The 19,076-nt window shown below is 49.6% G+C and carries 18 protein-coding genes; 1 reads left to right on the top strand and 17 read right to left on the bottom strand.

The features are described from left to right. Nucleotides 1–13: 13 nt before the first annotated feature. From RCO25_RS24530 to RCO25_RS24510, 5 genes are all read right to left on the bottom strand, one after another. A complete protein-coding gene (locus RCO25_RS24530; RefSeq protein ID WP_308998735.1) occupies nt 14–1,321 on the bottom strand; it encodes a sensor histidine kinase in 1,308 nt (435 codons plus the stop codon). A 26-nt stretch (nt 1,322–1,347) separates the two neighbouring features. Continuing rightward, entirely contained in the window at nt 1,348–2,061 is a 714-nt protein-coding gene (locus tag RCO25_RS24525; RefSeq protein WP_308998734.1) for a response regulator transcription factor, read from the bottom strand. 99 nt (nt 2,062–2,160) lie between these two features. Further along, complete coding sequence (locus tag RCO25_RS24520) at nt 2,161–3,408, bottom strand: alpha-L-fucosidase (RefSeq protein WP_308998748.1); 1,248 nt, start codon at nt 3,406–3,408, stop codon at nt 2,161–2,163. 97 nt (nt 3,409–3,505) lie between these two features. Next, nucleotides 3,506–4,471: a metallophosphoesterase family protein gene (locus RCO25_RS24515; protein ID WP_308998733.1), complete on the bottom strand. Its 966-nt coding sequence runs from the start codon at nt 4,469–4,471 to the stop codon at nt 3,506–3,508. A gap of 13 nt (nt 4,472–4,484) precedes the next feature. Further along, complete coding sequence (locus RCO25_RS24510; protein ID WP_308998732.1) at nt 4,485–6,173, bottom strand: DUF4091 domain-containing protein; 1,689 nt, start codon at nt 6,171–6,173, stop codon at nt 4,485–4,487. Nucleotides 6,174–6,406: 233 nt separating this feature from the next. Here RCO25_RS24510 and RCO25_RS24505 point away from each other — a divergent pair, with 233 nt between their 5' ends. After that, on the top strand, nt 6,407–7,273 hold the full coding sequence (locus RCO25_RS24505; RefSeq protein WP_308998731.1) for a helix-turn-helix transcriptional regulator: 867 nt from the start codon (nt 6,407–6,409) through the stop codon (nt 7,271–7,273). Between the two features lie 417 nt (nt 7,274–7,690). On the opposite strand, the gene RCO25_RS24500 is transcribed toward RCO25_RS24505, so the two are convergent. The 12 genes from RCO25_RS24500 to RCO25_RS24445 all read right to left on the bottom strand — a co-directional run bounded on the left by RCO25_RS24500 (nt 7,691) and on the right by RCO25_RS24445 (nt 19,073). Next, nucleotides 7,691–8,716 carry an S-layer homology domain-containing protein gene (locus RCO25_RS24500; protein ID WP_308998730.1) on the bottom strand — a complete coding sequence of 342 codons (1,026 nt, stop codon included), beginning with the start codon at nt 8,714–8,716 and terminating at the stop codon, nt 7,691–7,693. 233 nt (nt 8,717–8,949) lie between these two features. Further along, nucleotides 8,950–10,392, bottom strand: a complete 1,443-nt coding sequence (locus tag RCO25_RS24495; RefSeq protein ID WP_308998729.1) for a nicotinate phosphoribosyltransferase — start codon at nt 10,390–10,392, stop codon at nt 8,950–8,952. A 170-nt stretch (nt 10,393–10,562) separates the two neighbouring features. Next, nucleotides 10,563–11,162 (bottom strand): response regulator transcription factor, encoded by a 600-nt coding sequence (locus RCO25_RS24490; RefSeq protein ID WP_054026617.1) that lies wholly within the window; start codon nt 11,160–11,162, stop codon nt 10,563–10,565. Then, on the bottom strand, nt 11,155–12,297 hold the full coding sequence (locus RCO25_RS24485; RefSeq protein ID WP_308998728.1) for a sensor histidine kinase: 1,143 nt from the start codon (nt 12,295–12,297) through the stop codon (nt 11,155–11,157). Before RCO25_RS24485 ends, RCO25_RS24490 begins: the two co-directional genes overlap by 8 nt. Before the next feature lie 164 nt (nt 12,298–12,461). After that, complete coding sequence (gene desA, locus RCO25_RS24480) at nt 12,462–13,517, bottom strand: Delta(5) desaturase DesA (protein ID WP_308998727.1); 1,056 nt, start codon at nt 13,515–13,517, stop codon at nt 12,462–12,464. Between the two features lie 251 nt (nt 13,518–13,768). Continuing rightward, on the bottom strand, nt 13,769–14,569 hold the full coding sequence (locus RCO25_RS24475) for a pilus assembly protein TadG-related protein (protein ID WP_308998726.1): 801 nt from the start codon (nt 14,567–14,569) through the stop codon (nt 13,769–13,771). A gap of 16 nt (nt 14,570–14,585) precedes the next feature. After that, on the bottom strand, nt 14,586–15,389 hold the full coding sequence (locus tag RCO25_RS24470; RefSeq protein WP_308998725.1) for an S-layer homology domain-containing protein: 804 nt from the start codon (nt 15,387–15,389) through the stop codon (nt 14,586–14,588). Nucleotides 15,390–15,420: 31 nt separating this feature from the next. Next, nucleotides 15,421–15,714, bottom strand: a complete 294-nt coding sequence (locus RCO25_RS24465; RefSeq protein ID WP_308998724.1) for a hypothetical protein — start codon at nt 15,712–15,714, stop codon at nt 15,421–15,423. 5 nt (nt 15,715–15,719) lie between these two features. Next, nucleotides 15,720–17,450: a hypothetical protein gene (locus RCO25_RS24460; protein WP_308998723.1), complete on the bottom strand. Its 1,731-nt coding sequence runs from the start codon at nt 17,448–17,450 to the stop codon at nt 15,720–15,722. Nucleotides 17,451–17,468: 18 nt separating this feature from the next. After that, complete coding sequence (locus RCO25_RS24455) at nt 17,469–17,957, bottom strand: TadE/TadG family type IV pilus assembly protein (protein WP_308998722.1); 489 nt, start codon at nt 17,955–17,957, stop codon at nt 17,469–17,471. After that, complete coding sequence (locus RCO25_RS24450) at nt 17,896–18,117, bottom strand: Flp family type IVb pilin (protein WP_169083940.1); 222 nt, start codon at nt 18,115–18,117, stop codon at nt 17,896–17,898. Before RCO25_RS24450 ends, RCO25_RS24455 begins: the two co-directional genes overlap by 62 nt. 23 nt (nt 18,118–18,140) lie before the next feature. Continuing rightward, nucleotides 18,141–19,073 (bottom strand): type II secretion system F family protein, encoded by a 933-nt coding sequence (locus tag RCO25_RS24445; protein ID WP_308998721.1) that lies wholly within the window; start codon nt 19,071–19,073, stop codon nt 18,141–18,143. Between the last annotated feature and the right edge of the window lie 3 nt (nt 19,074–19,076).

Genomic DNA, 19,076 nt, shown 5'->3' with positions numbered 1-19,076 from the left:
AGCCTCCTGCCGTTTAAATGTTGAAATAAAACTTCGAGCCTTTTCCGGGCGCGCTCTCTACTCCGATCGTCCCACCGTGCGCCTCGACCAATGCTTTCGCGATGCTGAGGCCAACGCCAATCCCCCCGCTAGCGTTCTTCCTTCTCCGGGATTTATCCACCCGATAAAACCGGTTGAAAACAAGCGACAGTTCCTTTTTCGAGATGCCGATCCCGTTGTCTTGGCAGTATATGATGATACCGATATCGGCGGGATATAAGCCTATTTCAACGGAGCCGCCGGCCTGCGTGTATTTGATCGCATTGGAAACCATGTTCGATACGATCTGAATAATGCGGTCCGGATCAACTTCGGCATAACAAGGAACATGCGGCTTCCGAAAGGTAAGGTGAATGCCTTTTCCTTTGCTCATAAACAAAAAACCATCGTAAACATCCTTCACGAGCTGTGTCATTTCGACCTGCTCGATATTCAGCTCGAAGCGCGCCCCTTCCGCCTCCGACAGTTTTTCCAAATCGTCCACCAGCCTGCACAGTCTGTCGATTTCAGTATGAATCTTATGCATGTTTTCCTCCGTAGCCGGAAGTATCCCGTCGAGAATCGCATCTATACGGGAAAGCAACGAGGTTAACGGCGTTCTCAATTCATGCGTCAAATCCTGCATCATCTGCTTCCGCCACCCTTCCTGGCGGTCAAATTCGGTGACCAAAGCGTTAATCGTGCTGGCGAGCTGCTTCATTTCGCTTGTTCCTGTGACCGGCATCCTCGTTCCCCGGATACCGCCGGCGATATGATCGGCCACTTTGCTGCTTGCAATGATCGGATTGGATAGCTTCTTGGCCATAACAAAGCTTAGGAAGACGGATAAGATCAACAATCCGGCGAATATGTACGCATTGGGACGGGATGATTCCATCGTCGAGCCTGGGTAGTAGGAAAAGTCATGCCTGCTCAAATCAAAGTAAGTCTTAATGTAGCCGATCAAATTCCCTTCCACAATAATGGGAACATCGAAATCATAGGGTTCGGCAGCCAATGGACGGTTATCGGCCGAATCGAACAATAAGATGCTGCCGTCAGCTGCATAATAACGAAAGGCGAACGTATAAACCGCTGAGAAATGATGCAAAAGCTGAATCTCGTCTTTCGACAACCGCTCGGACCTGATATGGGTTTGGACGGCATACGCAAGCTTGTGGCTTTGGTCCTTGTAATACTGCTTTCTATACTCAAGAAGCGACCGCTCCTTTGCAGCCGATCCCCCGATATACATGGCCGACAGCAGAAAAACTGACAAACAAACAAAGGAAAAAAAAAGCATGAATCGCGTCCCGGATATGAAACGTCTCATGAGATCTGCACATCAGGCTGAAAATCAAACTTATACCCGGAACCTATTTTCGTAACGATGTAGAGCGGAGCTTTGGGGTCTTCTTCAATTTTACATCTTAAATTTCGTATATGCATGTCCATTGTCCGGCCAACGTCTATATTGCGGTAGCCGTGGACCTCGTACGTCAAATCATACCTGCTGTAAGCTTTTCCCGGCGTTTTCGTCAACACGTTCAGCACCTTGAATTCGGTATGCGTCAAATCAACCTTCTTCCCCTCCACAAACACTTCATTCGTCGTAAAGTTAACGACAAACCGCCCCCTATTGAACCGCTTGATCGTGATTGGATTTAATTTATCGCTCGAGAACATATCTATCCGCCGTTTTAAAGCGTGAATACGGGCGATCACTTCTTTCATGCGGAACGGCTTCGTAATATAGTCGTCAGCCCCCAAATTCAAACCGTTAATCGTATCGGTTTCTTTCACCTTGGATGTAATCATAATGATCGGCACGGTGGAGAACTGCCTGATCTTACCGCAAACATCCTCCCCCTGCATCCCTCGGATCATTAAATCCAACACGACAAGATCTATTTTAAAATCCTGAATCAATTGCAGTGCATTTTTCCCGTTTCCGGTTTCTTTTACGTTCCAGCCTTCATTCAGAAAGTACGATTTCAGTACATCGCGAATTGATTCATCATCTTCGACAAGTAAAATATCCAATGTAATCCTCCTCTGATGTATCCGCGATCATTGTATCTAATATGAAAACAATAGCCCCGATACCGAATCAGTACCGAGGCTTGGATGCTTCATAAGGTTCTACACTCGGCCTAAAGGACCAAAGACAGACAGCGAACGCACCTCAGGAGATTCAACTGCCTCCAATACGCGCAGCCTGATTCTGCTCGTACGGACAGGCGGATCGATACGGTCGATCTTTTTATGTCCGATTGCGCTGCCCCCAGCAATAGGCGCCCAATCGCCAGCCATCTCAGCTTCGACGATGTAAAGCCTAACCCGCTCACCATAAGCAATGTCTTCCATCGTCACGATATGATCGATCTCTTGTTCTTTCCCGCATTCAAGAATGATCTCATTACCGCTGCCCCGTGTCTCGGACAAAGGATTGCCAAAACGGTGCCGAATCTCGGCGCCTAATTCCAGCACCCGGCTTACATCTGCCTCCGGCAGCAGACCCCGATTATCCGGAGACACATTCAGCAACAGCGTCGTGCCGTGACCGACGGATCGGTAATACAAGTCCAATAGATGCTCGAGCGAATGCAGGCTCTGTTCATCACCCGGATGCCAGAACCAATGACGCTTGCGAATAGGCACGTCGCATTCAGCAGGGACCCATGCAGGCGTCTCTTCCATCCAAGTATTCATGTCGCTTGTGAACATGCTGACTCGGGCGCTTTCAGCGGTATTCCAGCACGGGTACGGGGCGACGCCATCCTCATTGCCGACCCAGCGAATCGTCGGCGCTCCCATGTTAAAGACCATCGCATCCGGTTGATGGCGCTTCACTAGCCCCATAATGCGCGGCCAGTCATACTTGTGCCCTTCCGACCCCGCCCCGTCGAACCAGACTTCAACCAGCGGACCATACCCCGTCAGCAATTCGGTTAATTGTTCGGCATAAAAGTCGTCATAGGCATCCGGATCGCAGTAGCAAGGAGCATTCCGGTCCCAAGGCGATACATAGAGTCCGAGCAGCATATTCTCCTCACGGCAAGCATCTGCCACCTCCCGGACGACGTCGCCCTTCCCATCCTTCCAAGGGCTTGACTTCACGGAATAATCGGTCGTATTCGTCGGCCATAGACAGAAGCCGTCATGATGCTTTGCCGTCAAGATCACATACTTAAATCCGGCTTCCTTAGCCGTGCGTATCCATTGGCGGGCATCAAGCTCCTTCGGATTGAACAGTTGCGGTGAATCCGTCCCTTCCCCCCATTCCTGATCGCAGAATGTATTGATGCCGAAATGAAAAAACATACCCAGTTCCAAATCCTGCCATGTCATCTGCTGGGGCGTAGGCCGTGCGAGTTTCGTATTATTCATCATATTTCTCCTCTCATCGTATAAGCTTGCCTTCATCTTAGGTGGAAGCGTTATCAAGATCAATAAACTTTTTTCGGCTTCCTGCATTTATTTCGCCTTAACCGGTCAACTCAGGCCGATGTTCGGGAGGTACGACAATAGTGCCGTCATTCTGACGTATCCATGTGTGGAAATCGCGTTCGCCGGCTTGCAAACGGATAACCCTTGCTCCTGTCGGAAAACAATCCTTGCGGATGCCGTCTACATAGCTTACATATCGAGAGGAACGGCCGTAGCAGAGACGGATACCGTGAAGCATCCCGCAGAAATCGTTAGCATGATCATGGCCGGCGAACGTTCCCATGACGTCACCCATTTCCACCATCGCGGCAAAAAATCCTGAATTGATTCGAGGCGAGCTGATCTGATCCGCGCAATGCCCATGACATACGTGTTTATTCCAAACCTCGAAATATTCCGGTAACGGAATGTGAAAGAAAGCGAGAGCCGGCAAAGGCTTGCCGCCGTTCATCTCTGTCATATTCCGAGATTCGGCGACATACCATTCGATCTGATCCCTGCGGATCCAATCGTAACCGCCGACCGATGCGATCGGCGAATAATCTCCGCTATCGAGAAAATACAGCGCTGCAGCAGGTTTATCGTTCCGGTCCCGCAGCGTCACGATATAGTTTCCCGCACCGCTGACATGAGGTGGATCCGCCTCCGCGACACAGTATTCATGAGCCAATTGTTCTTCATGCATCCGTTTACGCGGCACGCTTCCCTCTGAATCATGATTTCCGAAAACCGCTGCCCAAGGGATACGTCGCTCTTCCGCTGCGGCTACCGCAATACGAAAGGATTGGATGGGGTCCCTTCCCCTGGCGCTTGCGGTAACATCCCCCGCAAATACGATCAGGTCGGGCTTTTCGTGCTCGATGACGCATTCCATCGCAGCCCTCGTCATCAGATTATGCTGGTGGGTTTCCGGGTTATGGTCCTCTTCATCAATAAACTCCACATCGGAAAATTGGACGATGACAAATGTGCCGTCATCATGAAACTTCATCGTTTTCCCCAAACAATCCCTCTCCTCATCCGTTTACTGACATTTCCTTTATCGCGTGATTAATCTGCTCCCGGGTATGAAGCAGCCAGCCCGGATCGGAAGGGTATGTCTTGAACGTCAATCCTTCCTTCAGATCCTCTTCCAGCAGCGCCATCGCCTTTCTTCTTCCCGCCAGTGATTCAAACAATTCCAATGCGCGCAAATCCTGCAGCGCCTCGCGGAATACCTCCCAGCGAATCGAATCAATCGGTCCGTCCTGTCCGGGATAAACGACGAAAGGATCCCCGGATGCAAAGGCGCAATCCGCGTCGGTGACCCGGAAAGGATCGACCGCCCTCGTCGCATATTGCGAGTACCAGAAATTATAGCCCCAGTGCAGAAACCCTTGGATGCCGAATTTATACAGCTGTACACCCAATACCCGGTTTCGCGAAGACGGCATGCTGAAAAATCGGTTGGAAACCTCCCGATGCTGACCGCAGCAATAGTAGGTCCATAAAGGCTCGACGCCGTGTTCGAGAAAGGGCTCGATATGATCGTTAGAGGGAATCGGGACCGGGACAAGGCCATGTTCGTAAAATTCGTAATCCGAAAGCGCCTCCAAGAAAGCGAAATCGGATAAATGGCTTTTTAAAATATCGCTTGCCTGCTTATAGCTGTCCAGTTGATGCGCAACCGGTTCATCCGAGACATGAAAATACACTTGCTTCTCCAAACCGCGGGAGCGGATAAAACGCACGAGTTCAGGAAGGAATTGGTCCAGAAATTGCCGATACGGTTCGCCTGCCGCTTCCGTTTCCCACCCGAAGATCCGTTTCTCCTCGCCTTCCACAGCGGCCATGATCTTCGGCGCATGATGCGCGCCCCATTGCGTGAACAGGTGGGAAAACTCAAAATACCGGATGCCCAGGTCCTTGCACATGGAAACCCAACGCTCCAGCCTGCTGAAGTCGAAACGGTATTGATTATCGCCTATTTGCTCAACGCCGACTAACTGGACCGTCAGACGCTCCCCTCCCACAGCCGTATCGAGCGGCGGCGTAAACAGAGGGGTTAGCAGCATGTTAACTCCATGATCTGCCGCATTGCGTATGTAACGGTCAATGAGCTGCCAATGCTCCTCGCTAAATACCTCGCAGCCGTAATGCGTCGCAATACAGTCGCAATGAAACCATTCCGTGTGAAGCAATTTTTGCTCAGGCAGCTCCGCCGGCATGACCTCCAAAGTAAAGCGTTCCTCGCCCAAGAGGTTCCCGGTTACGTCTGAAAACTGCAGATCGATCGTAAACAATGAGCTTGGACCTATTATTGCGGAATCGATGTCTGCCTTGGACGGCAGGGATATGGTAACCCATACCGCGCGCCATTGGCCGGGCACGGCACGAAGTCCCTCTGAAAGCGGGTATAACGGATCCGGATATAAGCCCGGCGCCGTTCGCAGATAACCGGAGTCCGGATTGTCGTAAACCGGCAGCTCCGAAGGCGATAACCCGACCGTCCGGATAGAAAGGTAGGGCAAGAGCGGGGAATCGACCTTGATCTGGAGGGGCTTGATTAATCTAGAGGAACGGTAAGCGACTTGGAAAGAATAAGTCTCCTTCCAAAGCGCCGTCCCTTCGCGTACGGCAGAGTCTTGAAGCTCCGTATCGGCGAATACTTTACTCAACGAGCTTACACAGCGTGTTTCGAAAATGGGAGGCAATTTTGTCACCATGCCAACTCCTCTGTCGATCGATTTCGTTTCCCGGATCCCAACAAGCGATTACATAGAAAACGATTGTTTATGGCTCCATTCTAACAAAGCAAAAATGCGTCAACAATCTGAATTTGTTAGCCAAACTATTACGATATTAACCTTTACTGGATTCGGCAATTCCAAACATTCACTAACGATCCGCTTATTTATGGTACAATTACAAAACAGGATTGATATTAGGAGGTATCCAAATGAATCCCGGCGCCTTTGCGTTTCGGTATACCGAACCCATCCCCTATATGCTCCTCGACTCGATCGGCTGGCAGTCCACAAACTCGGAAAAATACGGGAATGACGGACAAACCAGAACCGATAACGGTCATGTGATCTTTCAGTATACGTTAAGCGGAGAAGGCAAGCTTGACCTCGACGGACAAACATACCCGTTGCGTGCAGGAACTGCTTTTCTAGTGAAAATTCCAAGCTCGCATCGCTACTACTACACCCATGAGGCTGGGGAGCCTTGGGAATTCATCTGGCTAAACGCCAAGGGTGAGGATGCGCTGCGAATGTGGGACCGAATCCTTGACAGATGCGGCAACATTCTAACCTTTAAGCCCAAATCGTTACCGATAGCTCGATTCTGGGAGCTTTACAGAGCGATATCGGTGGATCGTGTTTCCGAGTCCGCCGCGCTCTCCTCCCTGCTTTATCATTTCTTGCTGACGATGCTGGCTCCCGATACCGCCTCCGCTCCGGAACAGGAGTCGCACCCGTTGATTTGCAAGGCTGAAAGCTTTATGAAAGAAAATTACGCATTGCATCTTTCCTTGGAGGATATTGCTTCCCATTGCGGCATATCACGGGCTTATCTATGCCGTTTATTTCAGAAGAAGGAGCAAATTTCCCCTCTGGAATTTTTGCGCCGGCGAAGAATCGAGGCCGCGGTTACGATGCTACGGAGCACGGCTGTAAGCGTTCATGAGGTCGGAATGCTGTGCGGGTTCGATAGTCCAAGCTATTTCGGCAAGGTTTTCCGGCAATACCTCGGATTAACTCCGCGCGAATATCGAAGCCGTAAGATGGATTACCCTTTCAACACCGTTTTTTTGGAGTAGCAGCTTCTGAAATAAGTATCGACAAATAAGAATTTGATATAGTACGAAAAGACAGTTACAATAATTAATTTAATCCTTAATCGAATGAGGATCTCCATAGACTAAAGAACGCGCAGGTGACTAACATGATTGAAATAAAGACTTCAAAGCTTAGCGACGTGGGAGTCGCGGCAGGGTTCACTTGATGTTACGGCCTGCTGTTTTGCTCGCACTCCTTTCGGAGTTACTTTGTCACAGGGCTTTAACCTTAGGATCTCTCCGCCAGTTGCCTGTCAGCTACGAGGCGACTTGGCTCTTACCTCGATTGAACTTGCAACAATTAGTTGTGCCTAGCTTGGCTAGGCGCGCTATATCAAAAAAAGACGCCGAACGGTCTTTGCAGACCGTACGACATCTCTTCTACAGCATTCCTTTGTATTATTCAACAAGCACTTCACTCAGTCGCACAATCGTCATGTAAGCCTGCTGACGCGTGTACGTCCCTTTGGGGCTAAACGTATTATTTCCAGTGCCATTCATGACGCCGTACGTGAAAACAAAATCAACGCTTGGTTTTGCCCAGCTCGCGATCGTCTTGTTATCCGTAAAAGCCGATGCATCGGCCACCACATCATAGCCCAGCACCTCTGCCGTATTTGCCAGCATCACTGCAGCCTCTTGTCTTGTGATGCTTCCGCTTGGATCAAATATCCCATTTCCTTTGCCATTTACGATGCCCATCAAATTCGCGGCTATCACTTCCTTGATGTTCGTATCCGTAAACGGATTATCGCTGAGGCTAACTTCATTTCCGACTAGAATCTCATCAATCGTTTGACCGGTTTTAACCTCAAGCAATCTGATGATGATTTTCGCAAAATCCGCGCGCGTTATTTTTTGCTTGTAGCTGCCCTGCAGTTCAGTCGGCACAAGGTCAGCCGCGATAGCTGCATCTACTTCAGCTTTTGCCCATGTATCCGGCTGGTCTCCCGAAGCCGCACCCTTGTCAATTTTGAAGAAATAGCTGGTTTGATCGCCTGTTGCCTCATCCCAGATGAACAATTCATAATAAGGAACGCCGTAATCAAAGGTTACGGTTGCTGTCGTATTAGCAGATAACGCATTAACAAACTCTTTATTTCCGTTAATGGTCCAAGGAACCGGATCCGCAACGAGTATCCCATTCTCCAAGCTGTAGCCCAGTACGATTACGCTCGTATTCACCTTTGCCGTGTAGCTCAAAATCGCCTTCTCCGGCACGAGCGTCGAAGTAACCTGGACATCCTCATAAATATCCCCGAGATCATCAATCGTTAGCGATTCTGACACTTCACCAAATTTCTTCGAAATGGAATACGTATACTTATCCTTCGAAATTTCTGCAGCCGCTGCCGGCATTGCGAATGACAACGCCATCAAGCATACAGCCATCATTATAAAAAATGCTTTGTTTCTTCTGTTCATGCGTTTACCTCCGCGTGTATTGTAATAGGTACCTGCTATCCATTCCACAATAGTGTTGGAAAATCCTTCATTTTCGACAATTTCCCTCTATATCCAGCGCTGAATTCAAGATTGTGCGCGTTTGTAATGCTTCATGGATCATCTGCAAAAAAGCGGAGCGCATATGAAAATAAATAAAGCTGACTCCCCAAGGCTTATATAGCCTGGAGAGACAGCTTTATTTGATTTGAACCTTAGAACTGATGACGCTGAATAAGCTCCCTCTTCAGCTCCCAAGCTGCTTCGCTTAAATTGACCCGATAAGCTTCCGCGTTCAGCTTGCGCAGATATTGCGGCCAAAACAGCTCGAACTGCTCCAGATGATAGCGGCGGATCTGCTCTAAGCTTGGAAGTTCGTACACCAGCTCGCCATCGGAAAAAATCTGCTTTAACAGCGGAATGGCTTCGTACTGCGCAATAAATTTGTGAATATAAGGATGTACGGGGTCAAACAGCTTAATTCGCTCTCTGTTATTGACATGCTGTTCACCCTTCAGCGTAATATAATCCGCTTCTGCTTTACCCGTCTCCGTATTAATAATGCGGTAAAGCTCCTTGAAGCCAGGCGTCGATACCTTCTCCGGATTAGCCGATATTTTGATGACGGGCTCATAGCTGCCGTTTTTCTCGCGCGCGACAAGCTTGTACACGCCCCCCAGCGAAGGCTGGTCCGCCGCGGTGATCAGCTTCGTTCCAACGCCCCATACGTCAATCTTTGCTCCCTGCGACTTGAGGTTCGATATAATGCCCTCATCGAGATCATTGGATGCCACGATCTGTACATAGGAATAACCCGCTTCGTCTAACATTTTCCGCGCCATCTGTGAAAGATACGCTAGATCGCCGCTGTCGAGACGGATCGCATTCATCCTTTTTCCCTGCTGCTCCAGCAAACCTGCGATCTTTATCGCGTTTGGCACGCCGCTTTTGAGCGTATTATACGTATCCACCAGCAAAGTCACCTGATCAGGCAGCGATTCCGCATAGAGACGGAACGCCTCCTCCTCCGAATCATGACCCTGCACCCAGGAATGGGCATGCGTTCCTTTGGCGGGAATGCCGAAGAGCATGCCGGCGCGCATATTGGATGTCGCATGGAAGCCCGCGATATACGAGGCCCTCGCCCCCCAAATCGCAGCATCCGCCTCCTGCGCGCGTCTCGTTCCGAACTCCAGCAGCACGTCATCCGGCGCAACCTGCTTGATTCGCGCCGCTTTGGTCGCAATCAAAGTCTGATAGTTCATCATGTTAAGGATCGCTGTCTCCACAAGCTGGGCCTCAAATATGCGTGCCTCCACGCAGAGCAGCGGCTCGTTCGCAAACACGAGCGTCCCTTCCTCTACAGCATATAGATTACCAGTGAACCGGATATTTCGCAGTTCTTCCAAAAACTCTTCTTTGTAACTCTCTTCCTGGGCACGCAAATATGTAATTTCTTCATCGCCGAATTGAAGAGAGCGGATATAAGAAACAATTCTCTCAAGGCCTGCAAAAACAGCAAAGCCATTGCCGAACGGAAGCTTGCGGAAATATACCTCAAAAACCGCCTTCTCATTCAAGCTGCCTTGCAGCCAATGCGCGTACATCATATTGATTTGATATTTATCGGTATGAAGTGTCAAATTCGTATAGCTCATCCCATTAACTCCCTTCCTTAGTACTCTTTCCAATACCCGTTCCTTTCACTCCAAGCAAGGTAAACGTCTGCCCCTTAATCCTATTTAAACAAAAATAGCGCCGTCGAGAGCGAACGAATCCTCTCAATAGCGCATAAAGCTTCGGTATATCGGACCATAGGCCCTTAATATTATTTAAACCAGCCTTTCTCCTTAAAACGGGTAATCGCTTCAATGCGGTTACTGACATCAAGCTTATCAAGAATGACGGATATATAGTTGCGTACCGTACCTGTCGTAATAAAGAGCTCGCTTGCAATTTCCTTCGTATTCTTGCCGTCTGCGACGAGAACCAGAACTTCCTTCTCCCGCTCCGTTAACGGATTCTCCTGGCCGTAAGCCTCGTCGACTAGCTCCGAAGCAAAGATACGTCGTCCAGCCATGACGCTGCGAATCGAGTTTGCCAGTTCCTCGCTCGGGCTATCCTTCAGCAAATAGCCGCTCACGCCCGCCTTGAGCGCTCGTTCAAAGTAGCCAGACCGCGCAAAGGTCGTCAAAATAATGACCTTGCAGCCTTGACCCTTCAGCTCCTCGGCAGCATCGAGTCCGGTCTTCGCCGGCATTTCAATATCCATGATACATATGTCAGGCTTATGCTGATGAACAAGACTTATGGCGTCTTCTCCATTGCTCGCTCTTCCGACGACCTTCATGTCCTCTTCCAAATCAAGCAAGGAAGCGAGGGCGCCCAGCAGCATGCGCTGATCCTCGGCAATGACGATTCTAATCATGTCCCTCAATCCCTTCTATCGCTTGTTTGATTACGTTCGGTATCCGTATAACCAGCGCTGCTCCGTCATTGTTTACGATTTCCAAGCTGCCGTTTACGAATTCAAGACGTTCCTTCATCCCTTGAAGGCCATGTCCCCCGTAATTTTTTGCTTCCTCAGGAATGCCTACTCCGTTGTCCTTCACCTTGAGCAGCAGCTCCGTGCGCGAGGTTTGAATCGTTACTTTGCAGTTTGAAGCACCGCTATGCTTCACCACATTCGTCACCGCTTCCTTCAAGCACATGCTGAGCACATTTTCAGTCAACAGATCCGTCGTGCCGAGCTTTAAGTCACCTTCGAGCTCGAATTCGATTTCAGCCGCCTTCAGAATCTGCTTCACCCGGAACATTTCGTCCTCGATTCTCGTGCCGCGCATCTGTGTTACCATTTCCCGCACTTCCTTGAGCGCCGTCCTAGCTGTTTGGCGGACATCGTTGATTTCAGCCTGCGCTTGCGCTGGATTTTTAATCATCAGCTTTCCCGCGAGATCGCTTTTCAAACCGATTAGAGAAAGCTTCTGACCGAGAGTATCATGCAAATCCCGTGCGATCCGCTGTCTTTCCTCCAGCTTAACCAGCTCTGAAATCCGCTTATTCGCATCCTCAAGCTGTCCTTCAAGCTGCCCTTGCTTAATTTTGTTGTAAGTGTTGAAAGGAAGTAAAATAACGACGATCAGACTTATAAGAATGAACGGAAACTGCGTGAAAAACAATGTGTTTTGCGTAGCAAAGCCGTAATTGACGGTAATAAACGTACTGACGATATGAATCGCATAGAGCGTAAAAAAACCGGCACGATTCTGAATGTTTCCGATGAAAAAAGCGAGAAAAATCGAAAAATAGACGTAGCTGAACAACAAAGTCATCGCGATCGATATGACAATTTGCACACTCGTCCAGAAGTAAACGAGCCACCCTTTCGATACAAAGGATAACCGGTAACAAATAAAAAACAGGATAATCATGATAATGCCCGACACCGCCTCGTAGGGCGTAGATGAGCGAAAGATAAAGTAAAAAGGAAGAATACAGAAGACGACCCAAACGTAAGGGCTGAGACCTGTGTTTTTATGAAAAATCTGATACCACTTGTTCATGGTCGTCCATCCTTTTTATCAAACATGGATAAGATTGCGGTTCATTGCGTATTTCCATTTTATCATATACATCTGTTCAAGTATTTATTTTCCTTATGGCTGTACATGAGAGAAGCCAGCCTGTGAGGGCATGGCTTCATTTGAGGTATATTGGATTGAGACAGCTATTTGAATTTCAAGCTCGGCTGCGATGCTTTCACCTTGTCTGAAGCCGATTGCATCTTGCGGAGGCGATGCTTGATTCCTTTGAAGCTGACGAATTTTTTGTCGGTTTCATCCCATAGGCGGAATTGAAGCGACTCTAGGCTCTCGCCAATCGTAATCGTTGTTGCTTTGTGAAGCGGCGGAGTCGCATTATGCGCTTTCTCCAAATTATAGTTAGGAACCTTAGGGCTCAAATGATGAACATGGTGGAAGCCGATGTTGCCGGTAATCCATTGCAGTACTTTAGGCAGCTTGTAATAAGAGCTTCCATCAACAGCAGCTTTTACATAGCTCCATTCGTCTTCTGTTTCAAAGTAGGAATCTTCGAATTGATGCTGTACGTAGAACAACCAGATGCCAAGCAAACCTGACACAAAGAATACAGGACCTTGCACAAGCAGAAACGATTGCCAGCCGATTGCCCAAATTAGAAGAGCATAGACGCCTACGATCAAAGCATTCGTTAAATAAGTATTCATACGTTCCTTACGCTTTGCGCCTTTAACATTAAAGCGGTATTGAATAAGGAATACGCCGATTGGACCAAGCCCGAACATGACGAGAGGATGACGGTACATACGATAGGCAATACGGCGCATCAACGGCGCTGCTGCATACTCTTCTACGGTAAGTATCCACAAATCGCCGACACCCCGTTTATCGAGGTTGCTGCTCGTTGCATGATGTATCGAATGCGAGTTTTTCCACTGTCTATAAGGAACAAGTGTGATTACACCCGTGATGGTGCCTATGATATCATTTGCTTTTTTGCTTTTGAAGAATGAGCCATGACAACAGTCATGGAAGATGATGAATGTCCGAATAACGAAACCAGAAGTAAGCAGAACCAATGGAGCGGTAAGCCAGTACGATATCGAGAGACTATAGTAAGCGGCAAACCAGAGCAGAACGAGTGGCACTAAGGTGTTAATAAGCTGTCTGATGCTCGACTTTAAATCCGTTTTCTCAAATGGGGCAACTTCTTTCTTAAGGTGAGCATGTTTCGGCTCTGTCATCGCATTCTTCCTCCTCAATATGACGCTTGGAGAGTATCTCGAACGTCTATCGCAGTATTCTAACTTTATTGTAAAGAAAAGTGTCAGGTGCTTGTAGTCATAAACGTCAATACGATGGCATGACAAATGTCATGTATGGCGACCGTCTGCCGCCTTCCATCAACTAATATTTACAATTCAAGGGATTTTTCATTCGCAAAAAAAAGCTGCTGTCGGAAAAGTACGGGACTTTTTCAACAGCAGCTTTTTCCTTACCAGTATATTGTAAAAGGAGGCTTGCCGCTTACGTCAATAGGAACTTCTTTAGAAGAAATGCCTGCTGCTGCGCCGGTTATAATATCCTTTTCGAATCCGATGCTTTCCAGCTTCATCGTGCGCGTCGCTTTTAGAAGGAATTTAGGCTCGCCCTCTACGGGAAAGGTTAAGCTTCCGCCAGCCTTGCCGTTGTTTGCCGCAACAGCTTCTCTGGCAGCCGCTTCAACCTGTCCAGCCTCACGCCTAATGACATCGTATAGAAGCTCGCCATTCTTTCGCGCTGTGTATTGATCCGCGAAGTAGCTCTCCTTAGCGACAAGCAGCCAATGCTCTTCCCTATCAAAGGTTCCATCCTTAATCAGGCGGCGCAGCTCCGGGCTGTCGATCAAGTCTTCAAGCTTCAGCGCTGGTATCGGCGGGATAACTGAGCCAGATGGGCCGCCTTCATCTTCGCCTCCACTCTCAGGCAATGGGGTTTCTTCCTCTGTGTCAGGCACTGCAGGCTTAAGCAGCTCACTGTATTCCAGAAGAAAGGCTTGAATTTCATTTTCCGCCTTGTCCTGCATTGCCTCCTCATATTCCTCGCGTATCGTCTGAACGGCAGTCAACGATGCCGCATCGGCGATATTTTGGGCTTGGCGCTTCTCAATAAAAACAGTAAAAAAATAAAACAGATAAACGCTGACGATGATCACAAGCGCCAAGGTGCCTATCGCTAGCAGCGACATGCTTCCGCGCTCATTCTTCACGGTTGCAACGATACCGCTCCAACAGGATTCTCCTTTCACTTTAAGCATCACCGCATCACCCTTCTTACTGTTCGTTCTTATCACTGTACGATACGATCCATTGTGCCGCTTCCGCCCTTGTTACCGATCCTTGCGGATTCAGCTTCGGCGTTTTGCCGAACACGGCCGTGTAGGAAACATCTTCATTGGTCAAATATTGATCGACGGCCCTGATGAATATTTGGCCCACCTTATCCCCGTCTCCATAAGGCTTCAAGCTAAGCTCCGCGGATGCGAGCGGGATAATCGGGTCGATTACACTATCCGCGCTTTGATACCAAGCCCATAGCAAGCACAGCTCTTCGCGGGTAAGCTCCTTATCCAGCTTCATGGATTCATCCGGGAATCCAGTAATGACTCCGGCTTGGTGCAAACCTTCAATCAGCTCAAAGTCGGCATGCTCCTTCGGCACGTCGATGAAGCTCGGTTCCGAAGGCTTATAAGGCTTAATTCCTTTGTTGTCATATCCGTACATCCAATGGATGAATTCCGATCTTGTAATGGCCTCGTTTGGCCGGAAGTTGCCGTCCGTATCCGGTTCGATGCTCCCGCTTTGCAGCAGCTGCATTATGTATGTCTCAGACGTATGCCCTGCGATATCCTTAACCTGAATAGGCTCTGGCTGTGCAGATTCCTCAGGTGTCTCCGTGCTTTGCTCCTCTTCACTGGATGGTGTGTTCTCCGGCGAAGGAACCGGGGACGGCGATTCGGCAACAATGTCGTTGGAAGGCACTCCGCCTTCCGTGGACTCGGCCCCCCCAAAGCAGCCTGCAAGCATAACGGAAGCGAGGCTCATGGATAAAAATAATAATGCCATTCTTTTATGCAACGATGATACACATCCTTTTCTCCGGCTGTCGCTAATTCATATACCTCCACAGCGTTATAATAACGCCGGCGGCTGCAACTAACCCGATCCGCATGTTATAGGCTTTCCGCGTTTCAGCATCTGCTTTGATATACATAGCCAGCAAAAGCAACAGGCCTGGAATATAAACGACAATCAATATAATGACTGCAGCTTGGAAGCTCACATAATCCTGATCGCCGGCCAAGTAGCATAATATAAGAAATACAACTGCAAAAATACCGGTATTCCACCACACGCCGCGAAGCAGCTGCTTATCCTCCAGCTCCCGGATCCGCTTCAGCATCCCATTCACTTCCCTAGTCCGAATTTATCCTTAACCGGCTCCTCAATCGCTTTCTCTGTCAGCTTCTCGAAGATTTCCTGCTTGTTCTCCATCTGTGTCAGCTTATCTTGGTTCTCCAGCAGCCGGTCATATTGATTTTGGGTAACCTGATGCCCGTCTTGCCCCCAGTGACGCACCGAATTGGGGTTCGCGCCGTTGCTCCAAAGCCGGTCAAGCTGTACATTCGTCATTTTTTTGTTGCCAATGTTCGAGGAATCTACCGTGATGCCTCTGGCCTCAAGATCGGACAGCGCCGTGCCTACCTGTTCATTCGTCCGCCAACGGTTCAAACGAAATCCCAGCAGCGGCTGCAGAATAAATGCTTTGAAAAAGCCAACCTGCGATGCGCTCCCCGGATCCGCATTCTCGCGCTTAAGCAGCACATTGATCGTCATGGACTCAAAAGCGCTCGCAACAAAGGAGGACAGCCGTTTGCCCAGCTTGCTCAGCGCCTGCTTGCCGATGATATCTCCAATTTTATCAAAAATAAGCGCCCCGGCTACACTTTCCGCGAGCATCAAAGCCCCTTCCTGCAGGCCGGGCATTTCTCCCTCGAAAGCAAGCTTGCTGAATACGCTCGTTCCCATATTAAGCAAAACCGTAAAACCAAACGTTTTCGACACAATCGCCGATTTAAGCGTTGTGATCGGCGTACGCGCCAATGCGGCAATGCCGTTTCTAAACGCGCCGAATGCCCCCTGCGCGAAGGTGGCTATTCGCGAGCCTGCGGCCCGCAAGGCTCCCCGCACCCCCACATTCGTAAGGAGCTGCCAACCGCCGCGGAAGGCCGCGGCAATTCCAGCTTGGCCGATAGAAATAACCGATACCGCAGCCAGTCCGCCAATCCCGATCCCCTTCAGGAAATTAAAGGAATCTCCTGCATATAAAGCATATACAGCTCCCGCGATTATTCCCGCGGCTGCCGCCACAATCAATAAAGGTACGCCAATCGTTACGCCAAGCACTGCCGCAACCGCTACGACGACAACAATGACGATAGCAGCTCCAATGGCGCCGGCCAATGCACCCGTCGCCGCTTGCTTAACATGATTAAAGAAGCCCTCATACCATGGCTTGCTTTCTGGGTCCTTTGTGCTCTGCTCATCGGTATCCGACGTCTCGGTATTCGACGTCTCTGTATTCTCTGTTCCGGTATTCTCTGTTCCGGTTTGACCCGTACCGTCAGCCTCACCCGTCTGCGGATCGGAGCCTCCCGGCGAGCTGCTGCCGCCGTCTGTTCCCGGCAGCTGAGGACCCTGAGGATCATTCGTTCCATCGGGGGTTCCCTCGCTGCCTGGCTTCTCGGGGGATTGAGGGTTTGCCCCGTCTATACCGCCGACTTTCGGAGGCCCATCCCCTTTACCGTCAACGGATCCTCCTTGCGAACCGCCGCCCGAATCATAGCCTGGAATTTGTCCGCTTCCACCAGACGAGTCAGGCAATCCACCCTGGCCAGTACTAGGATCGGTATCGCCTACTTCATATGTCGGCGGGTTGCCAATGGAGCCATCCGGCACGGCTGTATCCACAATGATCGGAGCCGCCGGGACGCTTTTGTCCGGAATCGTGTAGGAATCAAGCTGCGAATCAATATCAGATTCTTCCGCAAAAGCAGAAGGAACAGCTGCAGCTATCCATATTAGGATTGTCAACGCAAGAAAGAAGCGCTGTTTCAAGCTTCTTCGAATCGTAATCACAACCTCTCAGCCAGCGGGCTATTTCAACTCTTCCTTGCGCACCGTCACCTCTGACGAGACGGGAAGCGATATGCCGGAGGATCGGAATAATCCTCCTGTCACGATGGGAGATTCCAGCGTAACCTTGACGGTGACAAAGGTATCCGACCCAGAAATATACTCATGCTTAGATAGGCTGTTCACCTTATATTTGCCCGCTGCGTTGCGAACCGCAGCCTCGTAATTCGCTCCCGACGTAAGTTCAACCATAGCAGCGCGCGCGCCTTCCATTGCGACTTGCTTAGCAACGACGACGGTCACGCCTGCATAGACGAATTGGGTAACGATTAGTATCATTAACAAAAATAATGGCAGCACCCCGACAAATTCAATCGCTTGGGAGCCCCGTTCATTTCCTGCAAGCCGCCTCAAACGGCCGAGATGGTTTTCTCGGCCTCTTTTTCGGTTAAAGACTGATTTTATCGATAAAGTCTTTAAGCTTATCGACCAATTTTTTCGCAATTCCATCACCGTCGCTTCCAAACAGCTTAATCATCGCGAGAATGAGTACGACGGCAAGAGCAGCAACCCCGATATATTCAATGGCTTGCGCGCCGCGCTGATTTTTTGTATGATTCCATATTTGAACTGATTTGCCGTATAGTTTGATTCCGAAATTCGTCAGCATGATCCGTTCACCTCCTCTCATCATTACATGTTGAATGCATCCCAAGAAATTCCAATCCCTTCCGGGTTATACATAAAGTTAAGAACAAGCAGTCCGATTACACACAGGATGACAGCCGGCAGGATAACAAAGGTCGTAATAAGCGTCACCTTAGGACCGGCCTTCGCAGCCCTTTCCTTGATTCGTCCGATACGCGATTCGCGCATGTCCTCAGCAAGCAGCTTGAACGTATTGGCTATCGGAACGCCCAGCTTGCTTCCTTGAATCAAGGACAGGATAAGCGTCTCCAGATCCTTGCATTGATTGCGGTGCATTAAGCGCAGATAAGCCTGCTCTCTCGGCACCCCGATATCCAGTTCCTGCTGGAATCGGCTCATTTCCTCCTGCAGAGGCCCATCCATCGTCTTCACGATTTGCTTCATCGCAGGATCCAGCGGCACGCCGGCTTGCAGCGTCACGCTCATGGCATCCATAAAATCAGGAAGCTCAATCGCGATTTGCTCCTGTCTCCGCGCGGCAGCCGAGCGAATCCACATTGGCGGAAACACAAGGCCTGCCGCGAACAGAGCAAGAATCGTACCGCCGCCGCCAATGCCGAGCCAGGATAAAATCGTGCCTCCGAACAACCCGGAGAATAGGCACAAAAAACGAAAACCGTAATAGGAATCGAGCTGCAAGCCTCCGGGATAGCCCGCTAGCGCTATTTTCCGCTCCAGCTCCTCCTCGTTCGAGAACATCCGAAAGCGGCGCCCAAGCGGCGCAAGCTGCTTGGACCAAGCGAAAACGCGTACGGAGAAACGGTTTGTCCATTTTTCTTTCTTTTTCCGCTCCTGCTTGATCAAGCCCAGCCGCTTTAGCAATGCTATGCGATGTAGGCGGTATCGCCAGAATAACAGCATAGATAAGCACCAAACGGCGAATCCCGCATACAACAACGGTTCTGTCCACTCATTCATATC

It is taken from the genome of Paenibacillus sp. LHD-38 (assembly GCF_031157315.1).
In the GTDB taxonomy this organism is placed as follows: Bacteria; Bacillota; Bacilli; order Paenibacillales; family Paenibacillaceae; genus Pristimantibacillus.
The sequence above is the reverse complement of the archived record's forward strand: the minus strand, read 5'-3'. Positions and strand labels throughout refer to the sequence as shown.